At 64.8% G+C, this 18,531-nt stretch carries 18 protein-coding genes and 1 tRNA gene; 10 read left to right on the top strand and 9 right to left on the bottom strand.

From position 1 onward, the window contains the following. Window positions 1-37: 37 nt before the first annotated feature. The 6 genes from B015_RS0125720 to B015_RS0125695 form a co-directional block, all read right to left on the bottom strand. Window positions 38-958, bottom strand: coding sequence for an ABC transporter permease (locus tag B015_RS0125720; protein WP_018430640.1), 921 nt, complete (start codon window positions 956-958; stop codon window positions 38-40). After that, complete coding sequence (locus B015_RS0125715) at window positions 955-1,866, bottom strand: ABC transporter permease (protein WP_026227730.1); 912 nt, start codon at window positions 1,864-1,866, stop codon at window positions 955-957. Before B015_RS0125715 ends, B015_RS0125720 begins: the two co-directional genes overlap by 4 nt. Further along, a complete protein-coding gene (locus tag B015_RS0125710; protein ID WP_018430638.1) occupies window positions 1,844-2,449 on the bottom strand; it encodes an ANTAR domain-containing protein in 606 nt (201 codons plus the stop codon). The genes B015_RS0125715 and B015_RS0125710 overlap by 23 nt, the downstream gene beginning before the upstream one ends. Continuing rightward, complete coding sequence (locus tag B015_RS0125705; RefSeq protein WP_018430637.1) at window positions 2,446-3,540, bottom strand: transporter substrate-binding protein; 1,095 nt, start codon at window positions 3,538-3,540, stop codon at window positions 2,446-2,448. The genes B015_RS0125710 and B015_RS0125705 overlap by 4 nt, the downstream gene beginning before the upstream one ends. Before the next feature lie 290 nt (window positions 3,541-3,830). After that, window positions 3,831-3,906, bottom strand: a tRNA-Ala gene (locus B015_RS0125700). Between the two features lie 149 nt (window positions 3,907-4,055). Next, complete coding sequence (locus B015_RS0125695; protein ID WP_018430636.1) at window positions 4,056-4,445, bottom strand: TIGR02300 family protein; 390 nt, start codon at window positions 4,443-4,445, stop codon at window positions 4,056-4,058. Between the two features lie 195 nt (window positions 4,446-4,640). Between B015_RS0125695 and aroA the strand changes: the two genes are divergently transcribed. The 6 genes from aroA (at window position 4,641) to B015_RS0125665 (ending at window position 11,727) form a co-directional block, all read left to right on the top strand. After that, window positions 4,641-5,993 carry a 3-phosphoshikimate 1-carboxyvinyltransferase gene (gene aroA / locus B015_RS0125690; protein ID WP_018430635.1) on the top strand — a complete coding sequence of 451 codons (1,353 nt, stop codon included), beginning with the start codon at window positions 4,641-4,643 and terminating at the stop codon, window positions 5,991-5,993. Window positions 5,994-6,032: 39 nt separating this feature from the next. Next, window positions 6,033-6,734 carry an SDR family oxidoreductase gene (locus B015_RS0125685; RefSeq protein ID WP_026227729.1) on the top strand — a complete coding sequence of 234 codons (702 nt, stop codon included), beginning with the start codon at window positions 6,033-6,035 and terminating at the stop codon, window positions 6,732-6,734. 16 nt (window positions 6,735-6,750) lie between these two features. Beyond that, the gene (gene cmk / locus B015_RS0125680) at window positions 6,751-7,389 is read left to right on the top strand and encodes a (d)CMP kinase (RefSeq protein WP_026227728.1); all 639 of its coding nucleotides are present in this window, start codon (window positions 6,751-6,753) and stop codon (window positions 7,387-7,389) included. Window positions 7,390-7,559: 170 nt separating this feature from the next. Beyond that, window positions 7,560-9,257 (top strand): 30S ribosomal protein S1, encoded by a 1,698-nt coding sequence (gene rpsA / locus B015_RS0125675; RefSeq protein WP_018430632.1) that lies wholly within the window; start codon window positions 7,560-7,562, stop codon window positions 9,255-9,257. A 195-nt stretch (window positions 9,258-9,452) separates the two neighbouring features. Beyond that, a complete protein-coding gene (locus B015_RS0125670) occupies window positions 9,453-10,409 on the top strand; it encodes an MBL fold metallo-hydrolase (protein ID WP_018430631.1) in 957 nt (318 codons plus the stop codon). A gap of 175 nt (window positions 10,410-10,584) precedes the next feature. Next, window positions 10,585-11,727, top strand: a complete 1,143-nt coding sequence (locus B015_RS0125665) for an alpha/beta fold hydrolase (RefSeq protein WP_018430630.1) — start codon at window positions 10,585-10,587, stop codon at window positions 11,725-11,727. 60 nt (window positions 11,728-11,787) lie between these two features. On the opposite strand, the gene B015_RS0125660 is transcribed toward B015_RS0125665, so the two are convergent. The 3 genes from B015_RS0125660 to B015_RS0125650 all read right to left on the bottom strand — a co-directional run bounded on the left by B015_RS0125660 (window position 11,788) and on the right by B015_RS0125650 (window position 14,843). After that, window positions 11,788-12,495: an SDR family NAD(P)-dependent oxidoreductase gene (locus tag B015_RS0125660; protein ID WP_018430629.1), complete on the bottom strand. Its 708-nt coding sequence runs from the start codon at window positions 12,493-12,495 to the stop codon at window positions 11,788-11,790. 126 nt (window positions 12,496-12,621) lie between these two features. Next, window positions 12,622-14,199, bottom strand: a complete 1,578-nt coding sequence (locus B015_RS0125655; RefSeq protein ID WP_018430628.1) for a 5-guanidino-2-oxopentanoate decarboxylase — start codon at window positions 14,197-14,199, stop codon at window positions 12,622-12,624. Then, window positions 14,196-14,843: a TetR family transcriptional regulator C-terminal domain-containing protein gene (locus B015_RS0125650; protein WP_018430627.1), complete on the bottom strand. Its 648-nt coding sequence runs from the start codon at window positions 14,841-14,843 to the stop codon at window positions 14,196-14,198. The genes B015_RS0125655 and B015_RS0125650 overlap by 4 nt, the downstream gene beginning before the upstream one ends. 237 nt (window positions 14,844-15,080) lie before the next feature. On the opposite strand from B015_RS0125650, the gene B015_RS0125645 reads away from it, so the two are divergent. From B015_RS0125645 to B015_RS0125630, 4 genes are all read left to right on the top strand, one after another. Next, window positions 15,081-15,893 (top strand): ATP-binding cassette domain-containing protein, encoded by an 813-nt coding sequence (locus B015_RS0125645; protein WP_018430626.1) that lies wholly within the window; start codon window positions 15,081-15,083, stop codon window positions 15,891-15,893. Between the two features lie 90 nt (window positions 15,894-15,983). After that, window positions 15,984-16,757: a transporter substrate-binding domain-containing protein gene (locus B015_RS0125640; protein WP_018430625.1), complete on the top strand. Its 774-nt coding sequence runs from the start codon at window positions 15,984-15,986 to the stop codon at window positions 16,755-16,757. 297 nt (window positions 16,758-17,054) lie between these two features. Continuing rightward, a complete protein-coding gene (locus B015_RS0125635; RefSeq protein ID WP_018430624.1) occupies window positions 17,055-17,723 on the top strand; it encodes an ABC transporter permease in 669 nt (222 codons plus the stop codon). Then, window positions 17,720-18,529 carry an ABC transporter permease subunit gene (locus tag B015_RS0125630; protein ID WP_018430623.1) on the top strand — a complete coding sequence of 270 codons (810 nt, stop codon included), beginning with the start codon at window positions 17,720-17,722 and terminating at the stop codon, window positions 18,527-18,529. The genes B015_RS0125635 and B015_RS0125630 overlap by 4 nt, the downstream gene beginning before the upstream one ends. Window positions 18,530-18,531 lie beyond the last annotated feature (2 nt).

The following is an 18,531-nucleotide window of genomic DNA, read 5'->3' as shown; positions in this document are numbered from 1 at the left end:
CTCCATGTTCCCTTTCTTTGTTGTTTGATAGGCAATGTCACCGCAGCTTGATGCGGGGATCGATGAACGGCGCGACCAGGTCGGCCAGAAGATTTCCGATGATGATGGCGCAGGCCGAGACGATGGTGACGCCCATGATGATCGGGATGTCGACGCGCTGGATGGCCTGCCAAGCAAGCTGGCCGATGCCCGGCCAGCCGAAGACGCTTTCGACCACGACGATGCCGCTCATGAACAGGCCGATGTCGATGCCGATCATGGCAATGATCGGCAGAACCGCGTTGGGCAATGCATGGCCGAACAGGACCGCGCGCGCCTTCAGGCCCTTGGCCCTCGCCGTACGGATGTAGTCCTGGCGCAGCACGTCGATCATCGACGAGCGCATCATGCGCGAGTACCAGCCGGCGCCAAGAAGACCGAGCGTCAGCGACGGCAGGACGAGGTGCTGCCACGTGCCGTAGCCGCCGATCGGAAACCAGCTGAGCTTTACGGCAAAGACATAGAGCAAAAGCAGGCCGACCACGAACTGCGGCGCCGATACGCCGATGAAGGAGGCGACCATCAGCGACTGGTCGGTGGCGCTGCCGCGACGAACGGCTGCCACCATGCCCATGATCGAGCCGATCACCACCTCGCAAGCTATCGCGCCCACCATCAAGAGCAAGCTGGCGGGCAGGCGCGAGGCGATCAGCGTGCTGACCTCAGAGCGCTGCAGGTACGACCGGCCAAGATCTCCCGACAGCAGATTGGTCAGATAGCGCCAGTATTGCACGACAAAGGGCTGGTCGAGGCCGAGCTGCTGGCGAATGCTTTCGACGGTCGCGGGCGTGGCGCTGCGTCCGGCGATCTGCCTGACCGGATCGGCGGGCAGCAGATAGAGGATAATGAAGGTGATCAACGAAACGCCGATCAGAAGGAAGAAGGCCTGCACCAGCCGGCGCGCGATGTAGGCGATCATGCGCGCCCCCTCTGCGTCGGGTCGAGGATGTCGCGCAGTGCATCGCCGACAAGATTGAAGGCGAGCGCCAGTGCCAGGATCGCCGCCCCGGGAAAGAACACCAGCCAGGGGGCAGCCTGAAAATAGGTCTGGTTTTCGAAGATGATGTTGCCCCAGGAGGCCGTCGGCGGCTGCACGCCGATGCCGAGATAGGACAGCGTCGCCTCGAGCAGCACCGTGGTCGAGATGCCGAGCGTTCCCCACACGATGATCGTCGGCATCAGGTGCGGCAGGATGTGGCGAAACAGGATGCGCGAAGTCGATGCGCCGATGGTGCGTTCCGCGTCGATGAATTCACGCTCCGCCAGCGAACTGGTTTCGGTGAAGACGATGCGCGCGGTCTGCACCCAATTCACCAGCGCGATGACCAGCGCCACGATCCACAGGCTCGGCTGGAACACCGCGGCCAGGCAGATGGCGAGCAGCAGCGCCGGAAACGCCATCATCAGGTCGGTGAAGCGCATCAGCGCGTTGCCAACCCATCCCCTGAAGTAGCCGGCGGTGATGCCGACCAGCGTTCCGATCAGCAGTGCCGCGCCATTGGCGACGATGCCGATGATGAGCGAGGTCCGCGCGCCGTAAAGGATGCGCGAAAACAGATCCCTGCCGAGCAGGTCCGTGCCCAGCCAGAATTGCGCGCTTGGAGGCAAGGGCGCGCCCTCGAGCGTCAGTCCGTCGAACATCTGTTCGTTCGGATCGTAGCCGGCGAGCCAGGGCGCGAAGATCGCGCCGCCCACCACCACAACGATGAGAGCGAGGCCGGCAAGGGCCAGCTTCCGCCTGAGCAGCAGCAGCCACCATCCCGACCGGGGTCGGCTGGCAGCCGGCGCGACGGCGCCCAATGTCTCAGGCCCGGCTGGTGCGGTCATTGCTCAAGTCTCGTTTTGCCATGGCCAGAACACGTTGCGCAGCCTGTTCGATCGGCACCTGCCAGCTCATTGCCAGCTTGCGCAGCTGCCCATAGGCGCGCTCGTCGTCGATACCCTGCTCGGCCAGCAGCGACACGGCGCGCACCACGGTCTGGCGTTCCGACGCCCGTGCCCGAAGTGCGGCGATCTCGGCGGCCTGTGCCTGGCGCGCATCAAAAGCCTGCCGGGCGATCAGCAACGCCGAATAGACGCCGGCATTGCCGATCGGCTTCACCATCTGGGCGTCGGCCTTGTGCGACAGCGCCCACTCGATGCGACCAGGGGCCTCGGATCCGATCAGCGCGATGATCGGCATGGGGGCTTCACCCGGCTTCCAAGGAAACTGCTGGTCGAAGCCCGGGTCGACATCGAAGAAGACGAAGTCAGCGCCAAGCGCTTCCGCCGGCAGGGCGGGCCAATAATCGTTGGCGACGAGCCCGATCGCGGCGAGTTGGCGGACGATGGCCGCAACAGTCGGATGCGGACGGTGGAGGATGGCGGCCTGCGCGCCGCCGAGGTTGGGGATTCGCGACCCGCGGCTCATGACACCACCTTCAGCGCCGGCCGGCCAAACGCGGCAGCGCGATCGTAGCGCGAGAGATAGGGATCGGGCGCGACAGCCTCGATGCGTTCGACCGTGTCGAAGCGCTCCCCGGCGATACGGCCGATGACGACCGGCAGGGTGGCGTGCTGGGTGCTGGGGTCGATCGCGATCCTGCCCAGCGGCGTATCGAAGCGCGCGCCCGCGAAAGCACGCGGCAGATCGGCGAAACCCAGATCAGGCTTCTCCGCCAGCAGCCGGCCCAGAATCATGATCGAGGCATAGGCAGAGGCTTCGAAGGAGGACTGCGCCGCGTCGCTGCCGGTGTCGAAGTACGGACCGACCGACAAGTGCCCGCGCCCGGCCAGGCCGATGGCCGGCAGCTCACATTCGGTGAGATTGCACGACAGGAGCGGACAGCGTTCCGGCAGGAAGTAGCCGTCCGCGCGCCCCAGCGCCGCATAGGCCTGGAAGAAAGCGTAGGACGACGTGCCGATCAGGTTGTTGAGGACAAAACTCGGCCGCGTTACACGAATCTCGTCGATCAGGCGGCCGACGTCGGCCTCGCCGATAGGCAGATAACGCTCGCCCAGCACCTTGCCGCCGGCATCGGCAATGAGATCGCGCGCGATGCGATTGGTTTCCCAGCCCCAGATGTAGTTGGAGCCGAGCAGGAAACCGTTGCCGCCGAAGCGGGGAACGACGTGGCCGAGCAGCGGCACCAACTGCTGGTTCGGGCAGGCATGCATGTAGACGACATGCTCGTTGGCCTCGAAACCCTCATAGGGGCAGGAGTACCACAGCGTGCCGCCCGCCTTCTCCAGAACGGGGATGGTCTCCTTGCGGCTGGACGAGGTGACACAGCCGACGATGTGGCGGGCATCAGTGGTGGCAAGCACCTCCTCGCAGAGCTGCGCGTATCGGTCGGCATTGCCCTGCGGGTCTCGCTCGATGGCGTTGAGCATGATGGGGGAAGAAGAATCGGCATTGATCTCCGATATCGCGCGCATCGTGCCGCGCAGGCACGATTCCGAGACGAGCCTGTAGCTCCCGGATCGAGAGAACAGAACGCCGATGTCGACGCGCCGCTTCAAGCAGACATCCCCCAAAAATAAAAAATGCCCCGCGGCAGCCGCTGGTTAGGCGGAGCTCACGAGGCACGTTTGCCCTCCGGCTTCCAAGGCCGGTATCTGCACTCAGCCTAACGCGTCTCAGGCCTGTGTCAATATGGCAGCGCCGGGCATGCCGGAACAGCAACGCGCCACTAGTGGGCGCAGCCTTGACGGGAGCCCGAATCATTCGACGGCAAAGCCAAGCCTAAAACGACAAAGCGGCCTTCAGGGGCCGCTTTCGTTTCGGTCGTTCTAGAAAACTAGAGGAAATTTGGTGGAGCCAATCGGAATCGAACCGACGACCTCTTGAATGCCATTCAAGCGCTCTCCCAACTGAGCTATGGCCCCACACCCGGCATTAGCCGGCGCCGTTTCCGGCGAAGAGGATGGCGCGGATTTGGTGACCCGCGCCGTGTTTGTTGGGCGGCTTCTAGCGCCGCATTCTGCCCTTGGCAAGCCTTGTTCGAAACCTTTTTTCGATTTCGAACAAGTGACGATCAGATGTCGTCTTCGTCGTCGCCGACGCCAATCATGTCGGAGACGTCGTCGTCTTCCTCTTCCTCGTCAGCGAGGAAGGTATCATCGTCATCGTCGCCCAGGTCGACATCGTCGTCATCGTCGAGATCCGGCAGGTCGTCGCCGCCCTTGGCCTCTTCGTCAGCGTCCTCCAGGGACACGACCTCAGCGCCTTCGTCTTCCGAATCAAGCTCCTTGGCTTCGACTTCCTCTTCTTCCTCAAGGAGGGCCGAAATCTTGCCGTCGTCGAAATAGGAGCGCGCATAGGTCTTGCCGGTATAGGGCGAGACGATCGGGTCCTTGTTCAGATCGTAGAATTTACGGCCCGTTTCCGGGTCGACACGCTTAGTGCCAAGTTCGGGTTTTGCCACGTCAGGCCTCGTTTTCTTCGCTTTTCGGTCCCATTAACCGCAGTTCGTGGCGCTGTCAAAGCCAAATCCCATATCGCCTCGCGAGCCCCAAAGGCTTGGGGCGCAAGGGGGATGACCGCTACGGCAATCGATGCTACGACACCGCCGCAATCATCGGGAAGGCCCCGAGCCGGGCTTTCCGCACGAGGAACCATCATGTCGCACAACGTCGAGCCGAAGCCGGCCGTCGCCCGGAAGTCTCAATCCTTGTCCGGTACCGCCCGCGTGCCGGGCGACAAGTCGATCTCGCACCGCTCGTTCATGTTTGGCGGCCTGGCCTCCGGCGAGACCCGCATCACCGGCCTGCTCGAAGGCGAAGACGTGATGCGTACCGGCGACGCGATGAAGGCGATGGGCGCGCATATCGAGAAGCGCGGCGACGAATGGGTCATCAAGGGCACCGGCAACGGCGCGCTCTTGCAGGCTGAAGCGCCGCTCGACTTCGGCAATGCCGGCACCGGTTCGCGCCTGACGATGGGCCTTGTCGGCACCTACGACATGGAAACCACCTTCATTGGCGACGCCTCGCTGTCGGGCCGGCCGATGGGCCGCGTGCTCGATCCGCTGCGCCAGATGGGCGTGCAGGTCATAGACGCCGCCCCCGGCGACCGCATGCCGCTCAAGCTGCGCGGCCCGCGCCAGGCAGCTCCCATCACCTATCGCGTGCCGATGGCCTCGGCGCAGGTGAAGTCGGCGGTGCTGCTCGCCGGCCTCAACACGCCCGGTATCACCACCGTCATCGAGCCGGTGATGACGCGTGACCACACCGAAAAGATGCTCAAGGGTTTTGGCGCCAACATCGAGGTGCAGACGGACGAGCAGGGCGTGCGCCACATCTTCATCGAAGGCCAGGGCAAGCTCACCGGCCAGATCATCGCCGTTCCGGGCGATCCGTCCTCGGCAGGGTTCCCGCTGGTGGCAGCACTGATCGTGCCGGGCTCCGATGTCACCATCGAAAACGTGCTGATGAACCCGACCCGCACCGGCCTGATCACCACACTGATCGAGATGGGCGGCTCGATCGAGATCCTCAACCGCCGCAACGCCGGCGGCGAAGACGTCGCCGACCTCAGGGTGCGCGGCTCGGAACTCAAGGGCGTCAAAGTGCCTGCCGAACGCGCCCCGTCGATGATCGACGAATATCCCGTGCTTGCGGTCGCTGCCTGCTTCGCCGAGGGCGAAACGCTGATGCAGGGGCTGGAAGAGCTGCGCGTCAAGGAATCCGACCGCCTCGCTGCCGTCGCCCGCGGCCTCGAAGCCAATGGCGTCGACTGCACCGAGGGCGAGGCGACGCTGTCCGTCCGTGGCGTGCCCGGCGGCAAGGGCCTCGGCGGCGGCACCGTCAAGACCCATCTCGACCACCGCATCGCCATGAGCTTCCTCGTCATGGGCCTGGCTTCCGAACGGCCTATCACCGTCGACGACCAGGCGATGATTGCCACCAGCTTCCCGGAGTTCATGGGCCTCATGGCCGATCTGGGCGCCGATATCGACCAGGGCGCTGTCTGACGTATTTTTGTTTGACGCATCCACTCAAAGGAGCACAGCATGTCTGACAAAGTAGCGATGATCGTCGGTGGTGGCAGCGGCATGGGGGCTGCGGCGGCGCGCAAGCTGGCAGCGGACGGCTATTCCGTCGCCGTCCTGTCCTCGTCGGGCAAGGGCGAAGCGCTGGCAAAGGAGCTCGGCGGGCTCGGCTTCACCGGCTCCAACCAGTCGAACGACGACCTCAAGCGCTTCGTCGACCTGACTATGGCAAGGTGGGGCCGCATCGACGCACTGGTCAACGGCGCCGGCCATGGTCCGCGCGCGCCGCTGCTCGAGATCACCGACGAGCAATGGCACACCGGCATCGACGTCTATTTCATGAATGTTGTGCGCGCGACGCGCCTCGTTGCACCAATCATGGTTGCCCAGAAGGGCGGCGCCATCGTCAACATCTCGACCGCTTGGGTCGGCGAACCGGCGGCGATGTTCCCCACGTCGGCCGTGGCCCGAGCCGGCCTCGCCGCCTACACCAAGCTGTTCGCCGACCAGTACGCCCAGCACAATGTGCGCATGAACAACGTGCTGCCGGGCTGGATAGACAGCCTGCCGCAGACCGACGAGCGTCGCGACGGCGTGCCGATGCAGCGCTATGGCACCTCGGCCGAGATCGCCGCGACCATCGCCTTCCTCGCCTCGGAAGGCGCTGCCTACATCACCGGCCAGAGCCTGAAGGTCGATGGCGGCCTGATGCGCGGCGTCTGAACGAACCGCGCCAACCATGCCTTTGTCCATCACCATCGCCATCGACGGCCCGGCGGGCGCCGGCAAGGGCACGCTCGCCCGGCGCCTGGCCGATTATTATCATCTGGCGCTTCTCGACACCGGCCTGACGTATCGCGCTGTCGCCCATGCGCTCATCAGCCACGGCCTGCCGCTCGACAATGTCTCGGCGGCCGAAACGGCGGCACGCCAGGTCGACCTGACCAGCCTCGACCGCAAGGTGCTGTCGGCGCATGCGGTCGGCGAAGCCGCTTCCAAGGTGGCGGTGTTTCCCGGAGTGCGGAAGATCCTGGTCGAAAAGCAGCGTGAATTCGCCCGGGCGCCGCAGGGCGCCGTCCTCGATGGCCGCGACATCGGCACGGTGGTCTGCCCCGATGCCGACGTGAAACTCTATGTCACCGCCAGCGCCGAGGTCCGGGCCCAGCGCCGCCTCGCCGAGATCGAGGCCAATGGCGGCACGGGCGATTTCGGCGGCATCCTCGCCGACATCCAGCGCCGCGACGAGCGCGACACCGGCCGCAGCGATTCGCCTTTACGGCCTGCCGACGACGCGCACTTGCTCGATACGTCAGAAATGGATATAGAAGCCGCGTTTTCCGCAGCCAGGGACATCGTAGATCGGGTCCTCAGCAGCTGAGAATAGGCTGAAGCCCCCGGGTTTCGCCACTTAGCCGACCTGTCCGCATTCTTCTTGCGCCGATTTGCCGCTTTGGGCGGCCAAGGGCCTTTGGCCCGGGATGCTGGCAGGCCAACGCAACGCTAACCCACGGCGCCGCTCCCGCAAGGCGGGACGCACCAGGAGATCCAATGTCACAAGCTAATCCCTCCCGCGACGATTTCGCGAGCCTGCTCGAAGAGTCCTTCTCGGACGGTCACTCGGGCGAAGGCCAGGTCGTCAAGGGCATCGTTACGGCCATTGAAAAAGACATGGCCATCATCGACGTCGGCCTGAAGGTCGAAGGTCGCGTGCCGCTGAAGGAATTCGGCGCCAAGGCCAAGGACGGCTCGCTCAAGGTCGGCGACACCGTCGAGGTCTATGTCGAGCGCATCGAAAACGCGCTTGGCGAAGCCATGCTGTCGCGCGACAAGGCTCGCCGCGAAGAGAGCTGGGTCAAGCTCGAAGAGAAGTTCAACAAGGGTGAGCGCGTCGAAGGCGTCATCTTCAACCAGGTCAAGGGTGGCTTCACCGTCGATCTCGACGGCGCCGTTGCCTTCCTGCCGCGTTCGCAGGTCGACATCCGTCCGATCCGCGACGTCACCCCGCTCATGCACAACCCGCAGCCCTTCGAGATCCTCAAGATGGATCGCCGTCGTGGCAACATCGTCGTGTCGCGCCGTACCGTTCTCGAAGAGAGCCGTGCAGAGCAGCGCTCCGAGATCGTCCAGAACCTCGAAGAGGGTCAGGTCGTCGAGGGCGTGGTCAAGAACATCACCGACTACGGTGCGTTCGTTGACCTCGGCGGCATCGACGGCCTGCTGCACGTCACCGACATGGCCTGGCGCCGCGTCAACCACCCAACCGAAATCCTCAACATCGGTCAGTCGGTCAAGGTGCAGATCATCCGCATCAACCAGGAAACCCACCGTATCTCGCTCGGCATGAAGCAGCTCGAGTCGGATCCGTGGTCGGATATCGGCACCAAGTTCCCGATCGGCAAGAAGATCACCGGCACCGTCACGAACATCACCGACTACGGTGCGTTCGTCGAGCTCGAGCCGGGCATCGAAGGCCTCATCCACGTTTCGGAAATGTCGTGGACCAAGAAGAACGTGCACCCCGGCAAGATCCTGTCGACCACCCAGCAGGTCGACGTGGTCGTGCTCGAAGTGGATCCGGCAAAGCGCCGCATCTCGCTCGGCCTCAAGCAGACGCTCGAGAATCCGTGGGAAGCTTTCGCCCGTAACCACCCGGTTGGTTCGCAGGTCGAAGGCGAAGTCAAGAACAAGACCGAATTCGGCCTGTTCATCGGCCTCGACGGCGACGTCGACGGCATGGTGCACCTGTCCGATCTCGACTGGAACCGTCCGGGCGAGCAGGTCATTGAAGAGTACAACCGTGGCGACATGGTCAAGGCTCAGGTTCTCGACGTCGACATCGACAAGGAGCGCATCTCGCTCGGCATCAAGCAGCTCGGCAAGGATTCGGTCGGCGAAGCCGCGACTTCGGGCGAACTGCGCAAGAACGCCGTCGTCACCTGCGAAGTGCTCGCGATCAAGGACGGTGGCCTCGACGTTCGTCTCGTCGAGAGCGGCATCGAGACCTTCATCAAGCGTTCGGACCTGTCGCGTGACCGCGACGAGCAGCGCCCCGAGCGCTTCGTCGTCGGCCAGAAGGTTGACGCCCGCATCATCGCCTTCGACAAGAAGACCCGCAAGCTGCAGGTCTCGATCAAGGCGCTGGAAATCGCTGAAGAGAAGGAAGCAGTCGCTCAGTACGGCTCGACCGACTCCGGCGCTTCGCTCGGCGACATCCTGGGCGCGGCCCTGAAGAACCGCGGCAACTAAGCCAAGGCTTCAAGCAAAAATCGAAAACCCCGCTGGAGCGATCCGGCGGGGTTTTTTCTTGGGAGCGAAGACGAGGTCCACAGCCCTGGTCGATCACAAATTGCCCACGAGGTCGCCGACCGGTTCTCGGCGCCTCCTCTAGCCGCTATAATTCTTTGGCGGACGGGCCGTCAGCCTCCAAAGGAGGGCCACGTCATGAACGGATCTGACACTTCGCGTCCAGCCTTCGTCACTCTCGACCGCCGGCGTTTTCTCACGGCCGCAGCCGCTCTTGTCGCTGTCGGCGCCCTGCCATCCAGGGCGCTCGCGCTCGCCGGGCCGTACAGCTTCAAGCAGGGCACCCTCGACATCATTGTGGTGAGTGACGGCCACCTGGTGTTTCCGACCAGCATCCTCGCGCCCGACGCCCCGCCCGACGCACTCAAGAAGCTTCTGGAAGACGCCGGTGTCACCGGCACGGAGGTCAAGCCCGACACGAACGTCACGCTGGTCAAGGCGGGCGATGAGACGATCCTGTTCGATACCGGGTCCGGTCCGAACTTCCAGCCCACGGCTGGAAAACTGGTGGCTAATCTCGATATGGCGGGCATAAAGCCGGACAGCATCACCAAGGTGGTGTTCACCCACGCGCACCCTGACCACATCTGGGGAACGCTCGGCGCGGGCGACAACCTCACCTTCCCCAAGGCCGCCTACTACACGGCTGCGGCGGAATGGAATTTCTGGATGGACAAGGACCTCATCAAGAAGGTGCCCGAGGCCATGCAGCCCTTCGTCACCGGCGCGCAGAAGAACCTGACGGCGGTGAAGGACAAGGTGACCATGTTCAAGCCCGGCGACGAGGTCCATGCCGGCATCAAGGTGGTCGACACGCCCGGCCATACACCCGGCCACGTCTCGTTCGAGGTGCCCGGTAAGGAAACGCTGATCATCGTCGGCGACGCCGTCGTTGCGGTTCCGATCGCCTTTCCGCATCCCGAATGGCGCTTCGGCTTCGACACCATTCCCGACCTGGCGATCCAGACCCGCAAGACGTTTCTCGACCGGGCCGCCACGGACAAGATCAAGATGCTCGGCTTCCACTGGCCCTATCCCGGCATCGGCTATGCCGAGAAGCAGGGCACCGGTTATGCCTATGTAGCCGCAAGCTGAATCGATGCCTCATGGCCTGCCCGGCACGCCGGAAAGGCCATGAGTGATGCCGGAATGCTTCAGGGCGAAAGCAGAATTCATCGGCCGACGGTCGCGCGGATGCCTGCGCGGTTGCCGCAACGGGCAATTGCTGCTCTTAAATCGCGGACTTGCTGCCCGCGTTCAGAGCCCGACCATGCCCAAATTGCGTTTTCTGACGTTTGTTCTGGTGTTGCTGGTCGTGTCGGGCTGCGGCGGCCGTGCCGTGCTCGGCCTCGGCGATGGCAAGGAAGGCGAATCGGCCGCCGTCGTGCCGATCTATGTCTCGACCATGCGGGCCCGCTCGGACAACCTGTCGCTGCCCTATTCGGCCGAGCGCGCCAAGCAGCTCAACTTCGCCAAGTTCGAGATCGGCATTCCCAAGACCCATGTCGCCGGCGAGGTCGAAAGCACCGGCCGCTCACCCAATCCGGCGCGCAATTTCGTCGCCCGCACCTTCCTGCCTTATGACGACAAGGCACAGTTCGTCGCAGCGCTCGACGCCGACCTGATGCGCCGCCCGCCCGACGAGCGCGAGATCTTCATCTTCGTGCACGGCTATAACAACAACTTCGCCGACAGCATCTTCCGCAACGCCCAGATCGTCCATGACTACAAGGTCAAGTCGGTGGCGCTGCATTATGCCTGGCCATCGGCCGGCTCGCTGCCGCTCTACGTCTATGACCGCGACAGCGCCGCCTACAGCCGCGACGGTCTCGCCGACACAATCGAGATCGCCGCGCGCACCAAGGCCAAGCGCATCGTGCTGGTCGGACATTCGATGGGCAGCTATGTGGTGATGGAAGCGCTGCGCAGCCTGTCGCTCAGCGGCCGCGACAAATACATCGCCCGCATCAACGGTCTCGTGCTGGCCGCGCCCGACATCGACCTCGACGTGTTCCAGAGCCAGCTGCGCGACATCGACGACCTGCCCAACCCGTTCATGATCCTGGTGTCGAAGCGCGACAAGGCGCTGAACCTGTCGGGCGGGCTGACCGGTGGCCACCCGCGCGTCGGCAGCGGTGCCGATGTCGCCGCCCTTCAGGCCGAGAACATCACCGTGCTCGACACATCCAATCTCGACGGCGGCACCCATGGCGTCTTCGCCAGTTCGCCGACACTGATGGCGCTGACGTCGAAGGGCGGCTTGACCAAGGACATCACTGACCGGGGCGAAGGCGCACCTGCGGAGACGATCCTGGCCGACGGCGGCCAGGTCATCAAAGGTGCGGCGTCGCTGGTCATCTACCTGCCGGCGAGGCTTCTGGGCGTACCGAATGGCGGGCTTTTGACACAGTAGGCGCAGCGGGACTGGCCAAAGGCGATCCCGGTCGCGGCGGGCTGACTGTCCCGCAGGCCCTTACGCTCGTCCGTAGATCGGTGCCACGACACCACTGGTGACAAGATTGGCCGGCGAGGCAAGCTGCGCGATTGCAGCGGCCGCCGCTTCAAGGCTGACCCATTTGGCGAAATCGGCCTTGGGCATGCCGTCGCGGTTCGCTTTGGTGTCGAGGATCGACGGCGCCACGGCGTTGACCAGTATGTCGGCGCCCTTCAGTTCCTCGGCCAGCACCACCGTCAGCGCCGCAACCGCAGCCTTGCTCGCCGTGTAGGCAGCCGTGCCGCCGCCCTTGCGCGGCTCGATGCCGGCACGCGCCGAGACATTGACGATGCGGCCGCCGGACTTGCCGGCGACCATGCCCCTGGCCGCCGCCCGGCAGCACAGGAAGGCGGTCTTGGCGTTGATGTCCATCATCTGGTCGAACTGGTCGGGATCGACACTTTCGATCGCGCCCATGTCGAAGCCGCCGGCCGCATGGATGGAAGCCCAGAGGCCCGGGATGGCATCGTAGAAGGCGTCCACGGCCTTGGCGTCGGTCAGGTCGACACCGGTGATGACATGCACGCGGTCAGTGCCTGAAAATTCGAACCCATCGGGCGCTTTCGGCCGGCTGATCGGCAAGTGGCAGATGGCACCTTCCTTGAGCAGATGCCTGGCAACGGCGGCACCCAGCGCACCGGTGGCGCCCGATACAACCACGTGCCGGCCTTCGAAGCTATTCGTCATGTCCAACTCCCTGGAACGGACGTCGGAGCTGATCCGGACCGCCGTTCCTTTTCTTTGCTATGGCCGCATCTATGCAGGGCCGGGCGCGACCACCTGGCTGCAAAATGCATGGCCGCGACGCGCGGCCTACTCTACGGCAATTTCTATCAGACAGGATTTTCCCGTCGAGCGTGCCTTCTGCAACGCATCGCCAAGGACGCTGGCATCCTGCAGGCGCTCGGCCTGAAGCCCATAGGCCCGCGCGATGAGGGCAAAGTCCGGCGGCGCCGGCGACACGCCGACCGGCTCGACGCCGGCATCCAGCATCGAGGTCTCGATCTCGCGATAGCCACGGTTGTTCCAGACGACGAAGATGACGGGTGCTGCGGCGTCGAGTGCTGCTCCCAGTTCCGGCATGGTGAACTGGAACCCACCGTCGCCGCTGAGGCAGACCACGGGGACATCAGGGACGGCCAGTGCGGCGCCTATCGCCGCTGGCGGGCCGAAGCCGAGCGCGCCGAAACCTGTCGCAGCGTTGAACCAGCCGCCCGGCCGGTCGTGATCGTAATAGAGGTTGGCGGCATAAACCGGCTGGGTGGAATCGCCGACGATGATCGCGCCCGGCAGGGCATCGCGGATCATTTCCACCACCCTCACCTGCCCGCGCATCGCCTCGCCGATTTCCTGCCACGCCGCCTCGCGCGTGGCAGCCGCCCGCGCCGCGCCGTCGGCGTCGCGAAGTGCCTCGCCAAGCCTCGCCGTCAGCATGGCAAGGGCAGCAGCGGCATCGGCGTGGATCGCAACCGTCCCCGGCCGCCTTGCCAGTTGGTCGGCGTCGATGTCCAGACGGACAAGATTAGGGGGAACCACAAGGCCGCCGTCGCCATACATGTCGTAGTCGGTGGGCCCGAATTCGGTACCCACCGCAATGACGAGATCGGCATCCAGCATCAGCGCCCTGACCGCCTTGAGGCTCGGGCTCGCCGGCACATTGAGCGGATGGCCGTAGAGCAGTCCGCGCCCGTTGGCCGTGGTCACCACGGGCGCGTCGAGCGCCTCGGCCAGTGCCAGAAGCTCGGCTTCCGCCCGCCGTGCACCGCCGCCGGCAAGGATCAGCGGCCGGCGCGCCTTTGCGACCAGCGCCGCCGCTTCTGATATCGCTGCCTCGCCGGGCACCCGGGCGATGGCGCGCTTGGGCAGCGGCCTGATGCCATCGGCGGGCAACGGCATGACATCGAGCGGAATCTCGATATGCACCGGTCCCGGCCGCATCGTTTCGAATATCTCGAAGGCTTCGGCGATTGCCGCGGGCAGCTCTTCAGCCGCCGTGATGCGGCGCGACGACAGCGCCACCTTTTCCATCATGCCGCGCTGGTCGGGCAACTCGTGCAGGAAGCCGAGCCCCTTGCCCAGCGACGGCTGCGCATTGACGCCCGAGATGACCAGCATTGGCACCGAATCGGCACGCGCTTGCGCCATGGCGGTGATGGTGTTGGTGAGCCCCGGCCCGGTGATGACGAAGGCAACGCCCGGCCGGCCCGAAGCGCGGGCATAACCATCCGCCATGAAGCCGGCGCCCTGCTCGTGGCGCGGCGTGACATGGCAGATCTTCGAGCGCGCCAGGCCTCGGTAGAGCTCGATCGTGTGCACGCCGGGGATGCCGAACACCGTGTCGACGCCATGCGCCTCAAGCAATCCTATCAGCGCCTCGCCAATCGTCGTCATGCAGCCTCCCTTTCACGCAGTTTCAGGCCCAGCATCGCCTCGACCGAGCCGACGCCGATCTCGGCGAGCTCGCCATGGGCGAACATGTCGCCTGCCAGGCAGCCCTCTACCCAGAGGCCGTCGATGATGGCGTTGATGGCGATGGCATGGCGGCGCAGCTCACCCGCATCGACTGGCCGGCCCGAACCATGGAGCACTGCGGCGACCAGTGCCTCGACCTCGTCGCGGAAGCCGAGATAACCGGCGCGGTGGGCAGCCCCCAGGCCGGCATCAGACCCAGCCCGGCCGATGAAGCTCGCCCAGAGCGAAAAAGTCCTGGCGTCAACGACAGGCGCCTCCAGGCTCGCCGCGACGAAGGCCGCAAGCCGCAGCTTCGGCTCCTGCTCCACCGTCGCCAGCGCGGTCTTGGCGAGCTCGGTCATCCGCCCCATCATGGTTGCGTAGGCCGCCTGCAGCAGCTCTTCCTTGCCGGGGAAATAGTGCCTTATCAGCCCTGCAGTGACGCCTGCGCGTAGGGCAATGGCCCTGACGGTCGCGCCTTGGAGCCCGTTTTCGGCGACGCAGTCCAGCGTCGCCTCGATCAGGTCCTGACGCCGGCGTTCCTCGCCTTCTCGGCGGAATTTTCTCCGCGCGGCGACTGCCATGCCCACCTTCTCTTGGTTCGGAAAAATTGGCCGAAACCGGCTTCGCGGATATTTATACACTTGCATAACAACGCGGCAAGTGCCGTAATGGGCTCACAAAAGAGCGCGGGAACCGATGCCGTTGACGCCGCAAGGCTGAAAGGTCCATCCTCACCGCCCAGGGGAACATCGCGACGCGACCATGAGCAGCCGATTGCTAGCTGACAGGAAAACGTTCACGCGCCGAGGCCAGTGCTGATGGCTGCGGTCGATGCAGCCGAACGCCCCGCACTGTCACACGGCATCGCCGCCGAAGCCATCCATGTCGAAAACCTGCACAAGAAGTTCGGCCAGCTTCACGTGCTGAAGGGCGTGTCGCTGTCGGCCCGCGACGGCGAGGTGGTGGCGATCATCGGCGGCTCTGGCTCGGGCAAGTCGACACTGCTGCGCTGCATCAACTGCCTCGAAAACCCGACAAGCGGCATCATCCGCGTCAATGGCGAGGAGATCCGCCTCAAGAAGATGGCGCATGGCGACAGCATCCCTGCCGACCGGCGCCAGATCGAGCGCATCCGCTCGCGCCTCGGCATGGTGTTCCAGAGCTTCAACCTGTGGAGCCACATGACGCTTTTGGAAAACGTCATCGAGGTGCCGGTGCATGTGCTGGGCATCAAGCGCGCGGACGCCATTGCCGAGGCCGAGCGGCTGCTCGCCCGCGTCGGCCTGGCCGAAAAGCGCGACGTCTATCCAGCCTTCCTGTCCGGTGGCCAGCAGCAGCGCGCGGCCATTGCCCGTGCGCTCGCCATCCAGCCACGCGTCATGCTGTTCGACGAGCCGACCTCGGCACTCGATCCGGAGCTGGTCGGCGAGGTGCTCAAGGTCATCGGCGACCTCGCCCGCGAAGGCCGCACCATGGTGCTGGTGACGCATGAGATGAAGTTCGCCCGCGAGGTGGCTACCCACGTGATCTATCTGTGGAACGGGCAGGTCGAGGAGGAAGGACCGCCCGAACAGATTTTCGGCGCGCCGAAATCGGAGCGCCTCAAGCAGTTCATCCGCAGCATTGGCTAGCGCACGCCCCCGGAACGGAAAGGACCATGCGAAAATCCAGGTAGCGGACGAAATCAGGGGAAAATCCGGAAAAACAACGGGAGAGACAGCATGAAAACACTGCTTGCGATCGCCGCTCTGGCCCTTGGCCTGAGCGCAGCCGGCGCCAGCGCCGAGGCCATCAAGGTCGGCATGGCGCCCGAACCCTATCCGCCCTTCGCGTCGCCCGACGCCTCCGGCAAATGGGGCGGCTGGGAAATGGACATGATCGACGCGCTCTGCGCCGAAGCCAAGCTCGAATGCACCGTCACCATGACGGCGTGGGACGGCCTGATCCCGGCGCTCAACTCGAAGAAGATCGACGCCATCATCAACTCGATGTCGATCACCGACGAGCGCAAGAAGTCGATCGACTTCTCGGACAAGTACTACAACACCCCGGCCGGCATCATCGGCGCCAAGGACGCCAAGTTCGACGCCACGCCGGAGGGGTTGAAGGGCAAGGTCATCGGCGTGCAGGTCTCGACCATCCACGAGGCCTACGCCAAGAAACATTTCGGCGACACCGCCTCCGAGATCAAGATCTACCAGACCCAGGACGAGGCCCAGTCCGACCTCGCCGCCGGCCGCGTCGACGCGGTGCAAGCGGATTCGCTGTCGCTCAAGACCTTCCTCGCCTCCGACCAGGGCAAGGCCTGCTGCGACTTCAAGGGCGAGGTTGCGGAAGACGTCGAAGTGCTCGGACCGGGCGTCGGTGTCGGTCTGCGCCAGGGCGATACCGAGCTCAAGAACAAGTTCAACGCCGCCATCAAGTCGCTGCGCGACAGCGGCAAATATGCCGAAATTGCCAAGAAATATTTTGACTTTGACATCTACGGCAAGTGAGCGACCGCGCGCCGATCTGGTCTTGCGCCAGCGCCGGATCGGCCGCAACGTCGACGTGAGGCACAGCGCCAGCGACCTCCCTCCCCCCTGCGGGGAGGGATAAAGGGCGGGGGTCGTCAGGCACCGATTTCGCGCCGCTCACCCCCGCTTCTGGCCTCTCCCCACAAGGGGCGAGGAACTTCGTTCTCCGCGGCACTCCAAAGGACACTGGACATCGAGCATCTGCTGAACCCGCTGCTGCAGTCCGCGACGGTCGAGCTGCTGTCGATCTCCCCGCCCGGCTGGGGCGGCAATCTCTTGCGCGGCCTGGCCAACTCGATCCAGATCGCGGTGGGTGCCTTCGGGCTCGGCCTCGCCATCGGCATATCGGGCGCCTGGGGCAAGCTTTACGGCGGGCCTGTCGTTCGTGACCTGCTGGAGGTCTACACCACCATCGTGCGCGCCGTGCCCGAGCTGGTGTTGATCCTCCTGCTCTATTATGCCGGCACCGACCTCATCAACCGCGCGCTCGAGCAGTTCGGCTACCCGGCCATCGACATATCGGGCCTTGCCGCCGGCATCGGCGTGCTGGGCGTCGTCCAGGGCGCCTACGCCACCGAAGTCATCCGCGGCGCCATCCTGTCGATACCGCAGGGCCAGGTCGAGGCGGCGCGCGCCTATGGCATGTCTCCTGGCAAGATGCTGAGGCGCATCACCCTGCCCGCCATGCTGCCCTTCGCCATTCCCGGCCTCGCCAATCTCTGGCTCATCGCCACCAAGGACACGGCCCTTCTCGCCGTCGTAGGCTTCAATGAGCTCACCCAGGAAACCCGGCAGGCGGCCGCGACCACCAAATACTATTTCACCTTCTATGTCGCTGCGGGTGCGCTCTATCTGATGCTGACGCTGTTTTCCAACGTCATCATCGGCCGCATCGAACGCTGGGCCCGTCGCGGCATGCCGCCTGTCGCGGAGGCCGGCCGATGAGCGCGCTAGCCCCCGCCGATCAGCCGCTCGCCGCCCGCTCGGCATGGCTGCAACCGCACCGCATCGTGCTCATCGCCATTGCGGCGGCGCTGGTGCTCTGCGCCGCCCTGTTCATGCGCTGGGAGTGGTTGCCCAACTATCTCGGCATGGCCGCGGCCGGCATCTGGCGCACGCTCTGGATCCTCGTCGTGACGGTGGTGCTCGGCTTCATGCTGGCCGTGCCACTGGGGCTCGCCCAGGCCGCCGGCCCATTCTGGCTGGCGTGGCCGGCCAAGGCCTTCTGCACGATCATCCGCGGCACGCCGTTGCTGCTTCAGCTCTGGCTGCTCTATTACGGGCTGGGCTCGCTGTTTCCGCAATATCCGTGGATCCGGCAGTCGGAGCTATGGCCGATCCTGAGACAGGCATGGCCCTACGCGGTGCTGTCGCTGACCTTGTCCTATGCCGCCTATGAAGGCGAGGTGATGCGCGGCGCCTTTGCCGGCGTGCCGAGAGGGCAGCTCGAAGCCGCCCGCGCCTTCGGAATGAGCCCATGGAAACGCTTCCGCCGCATCTGGCTGCCGCAGGCCATCCATCGTGCCCTGCCGACCCTTGCCGGCGAAACCGTGCTCCAGCTCAAGGCGACGCCGCTGGTCGCCACGATCACCGTCATCGACATCTATGCGGTGGCCTCGCGCATTCGCCAGGACACCTTCATCGTCTACGAGCCGCTGTTGCTGTTGGCGCTCGTCTACCTCATCATCACCGGTATCCTCGTCTTTGCGTTCCGCAAGCTGGAGGCGAGGATTCCGGCCAGACTGGGATAGCC

It is taken from the genome of Hoeflea sp. 108, assembly GCF_000372965.1.
GTDB lineage: Bacteria > Pseudomonadota > Alphaproteobacteria > Rhizobiales > Rhizobiaceae > Aminobacter.
Note: the sequence above shows the minus strand (reverse complement) of the source record. Positions and strands in the feature narration are given on the sequence as shown.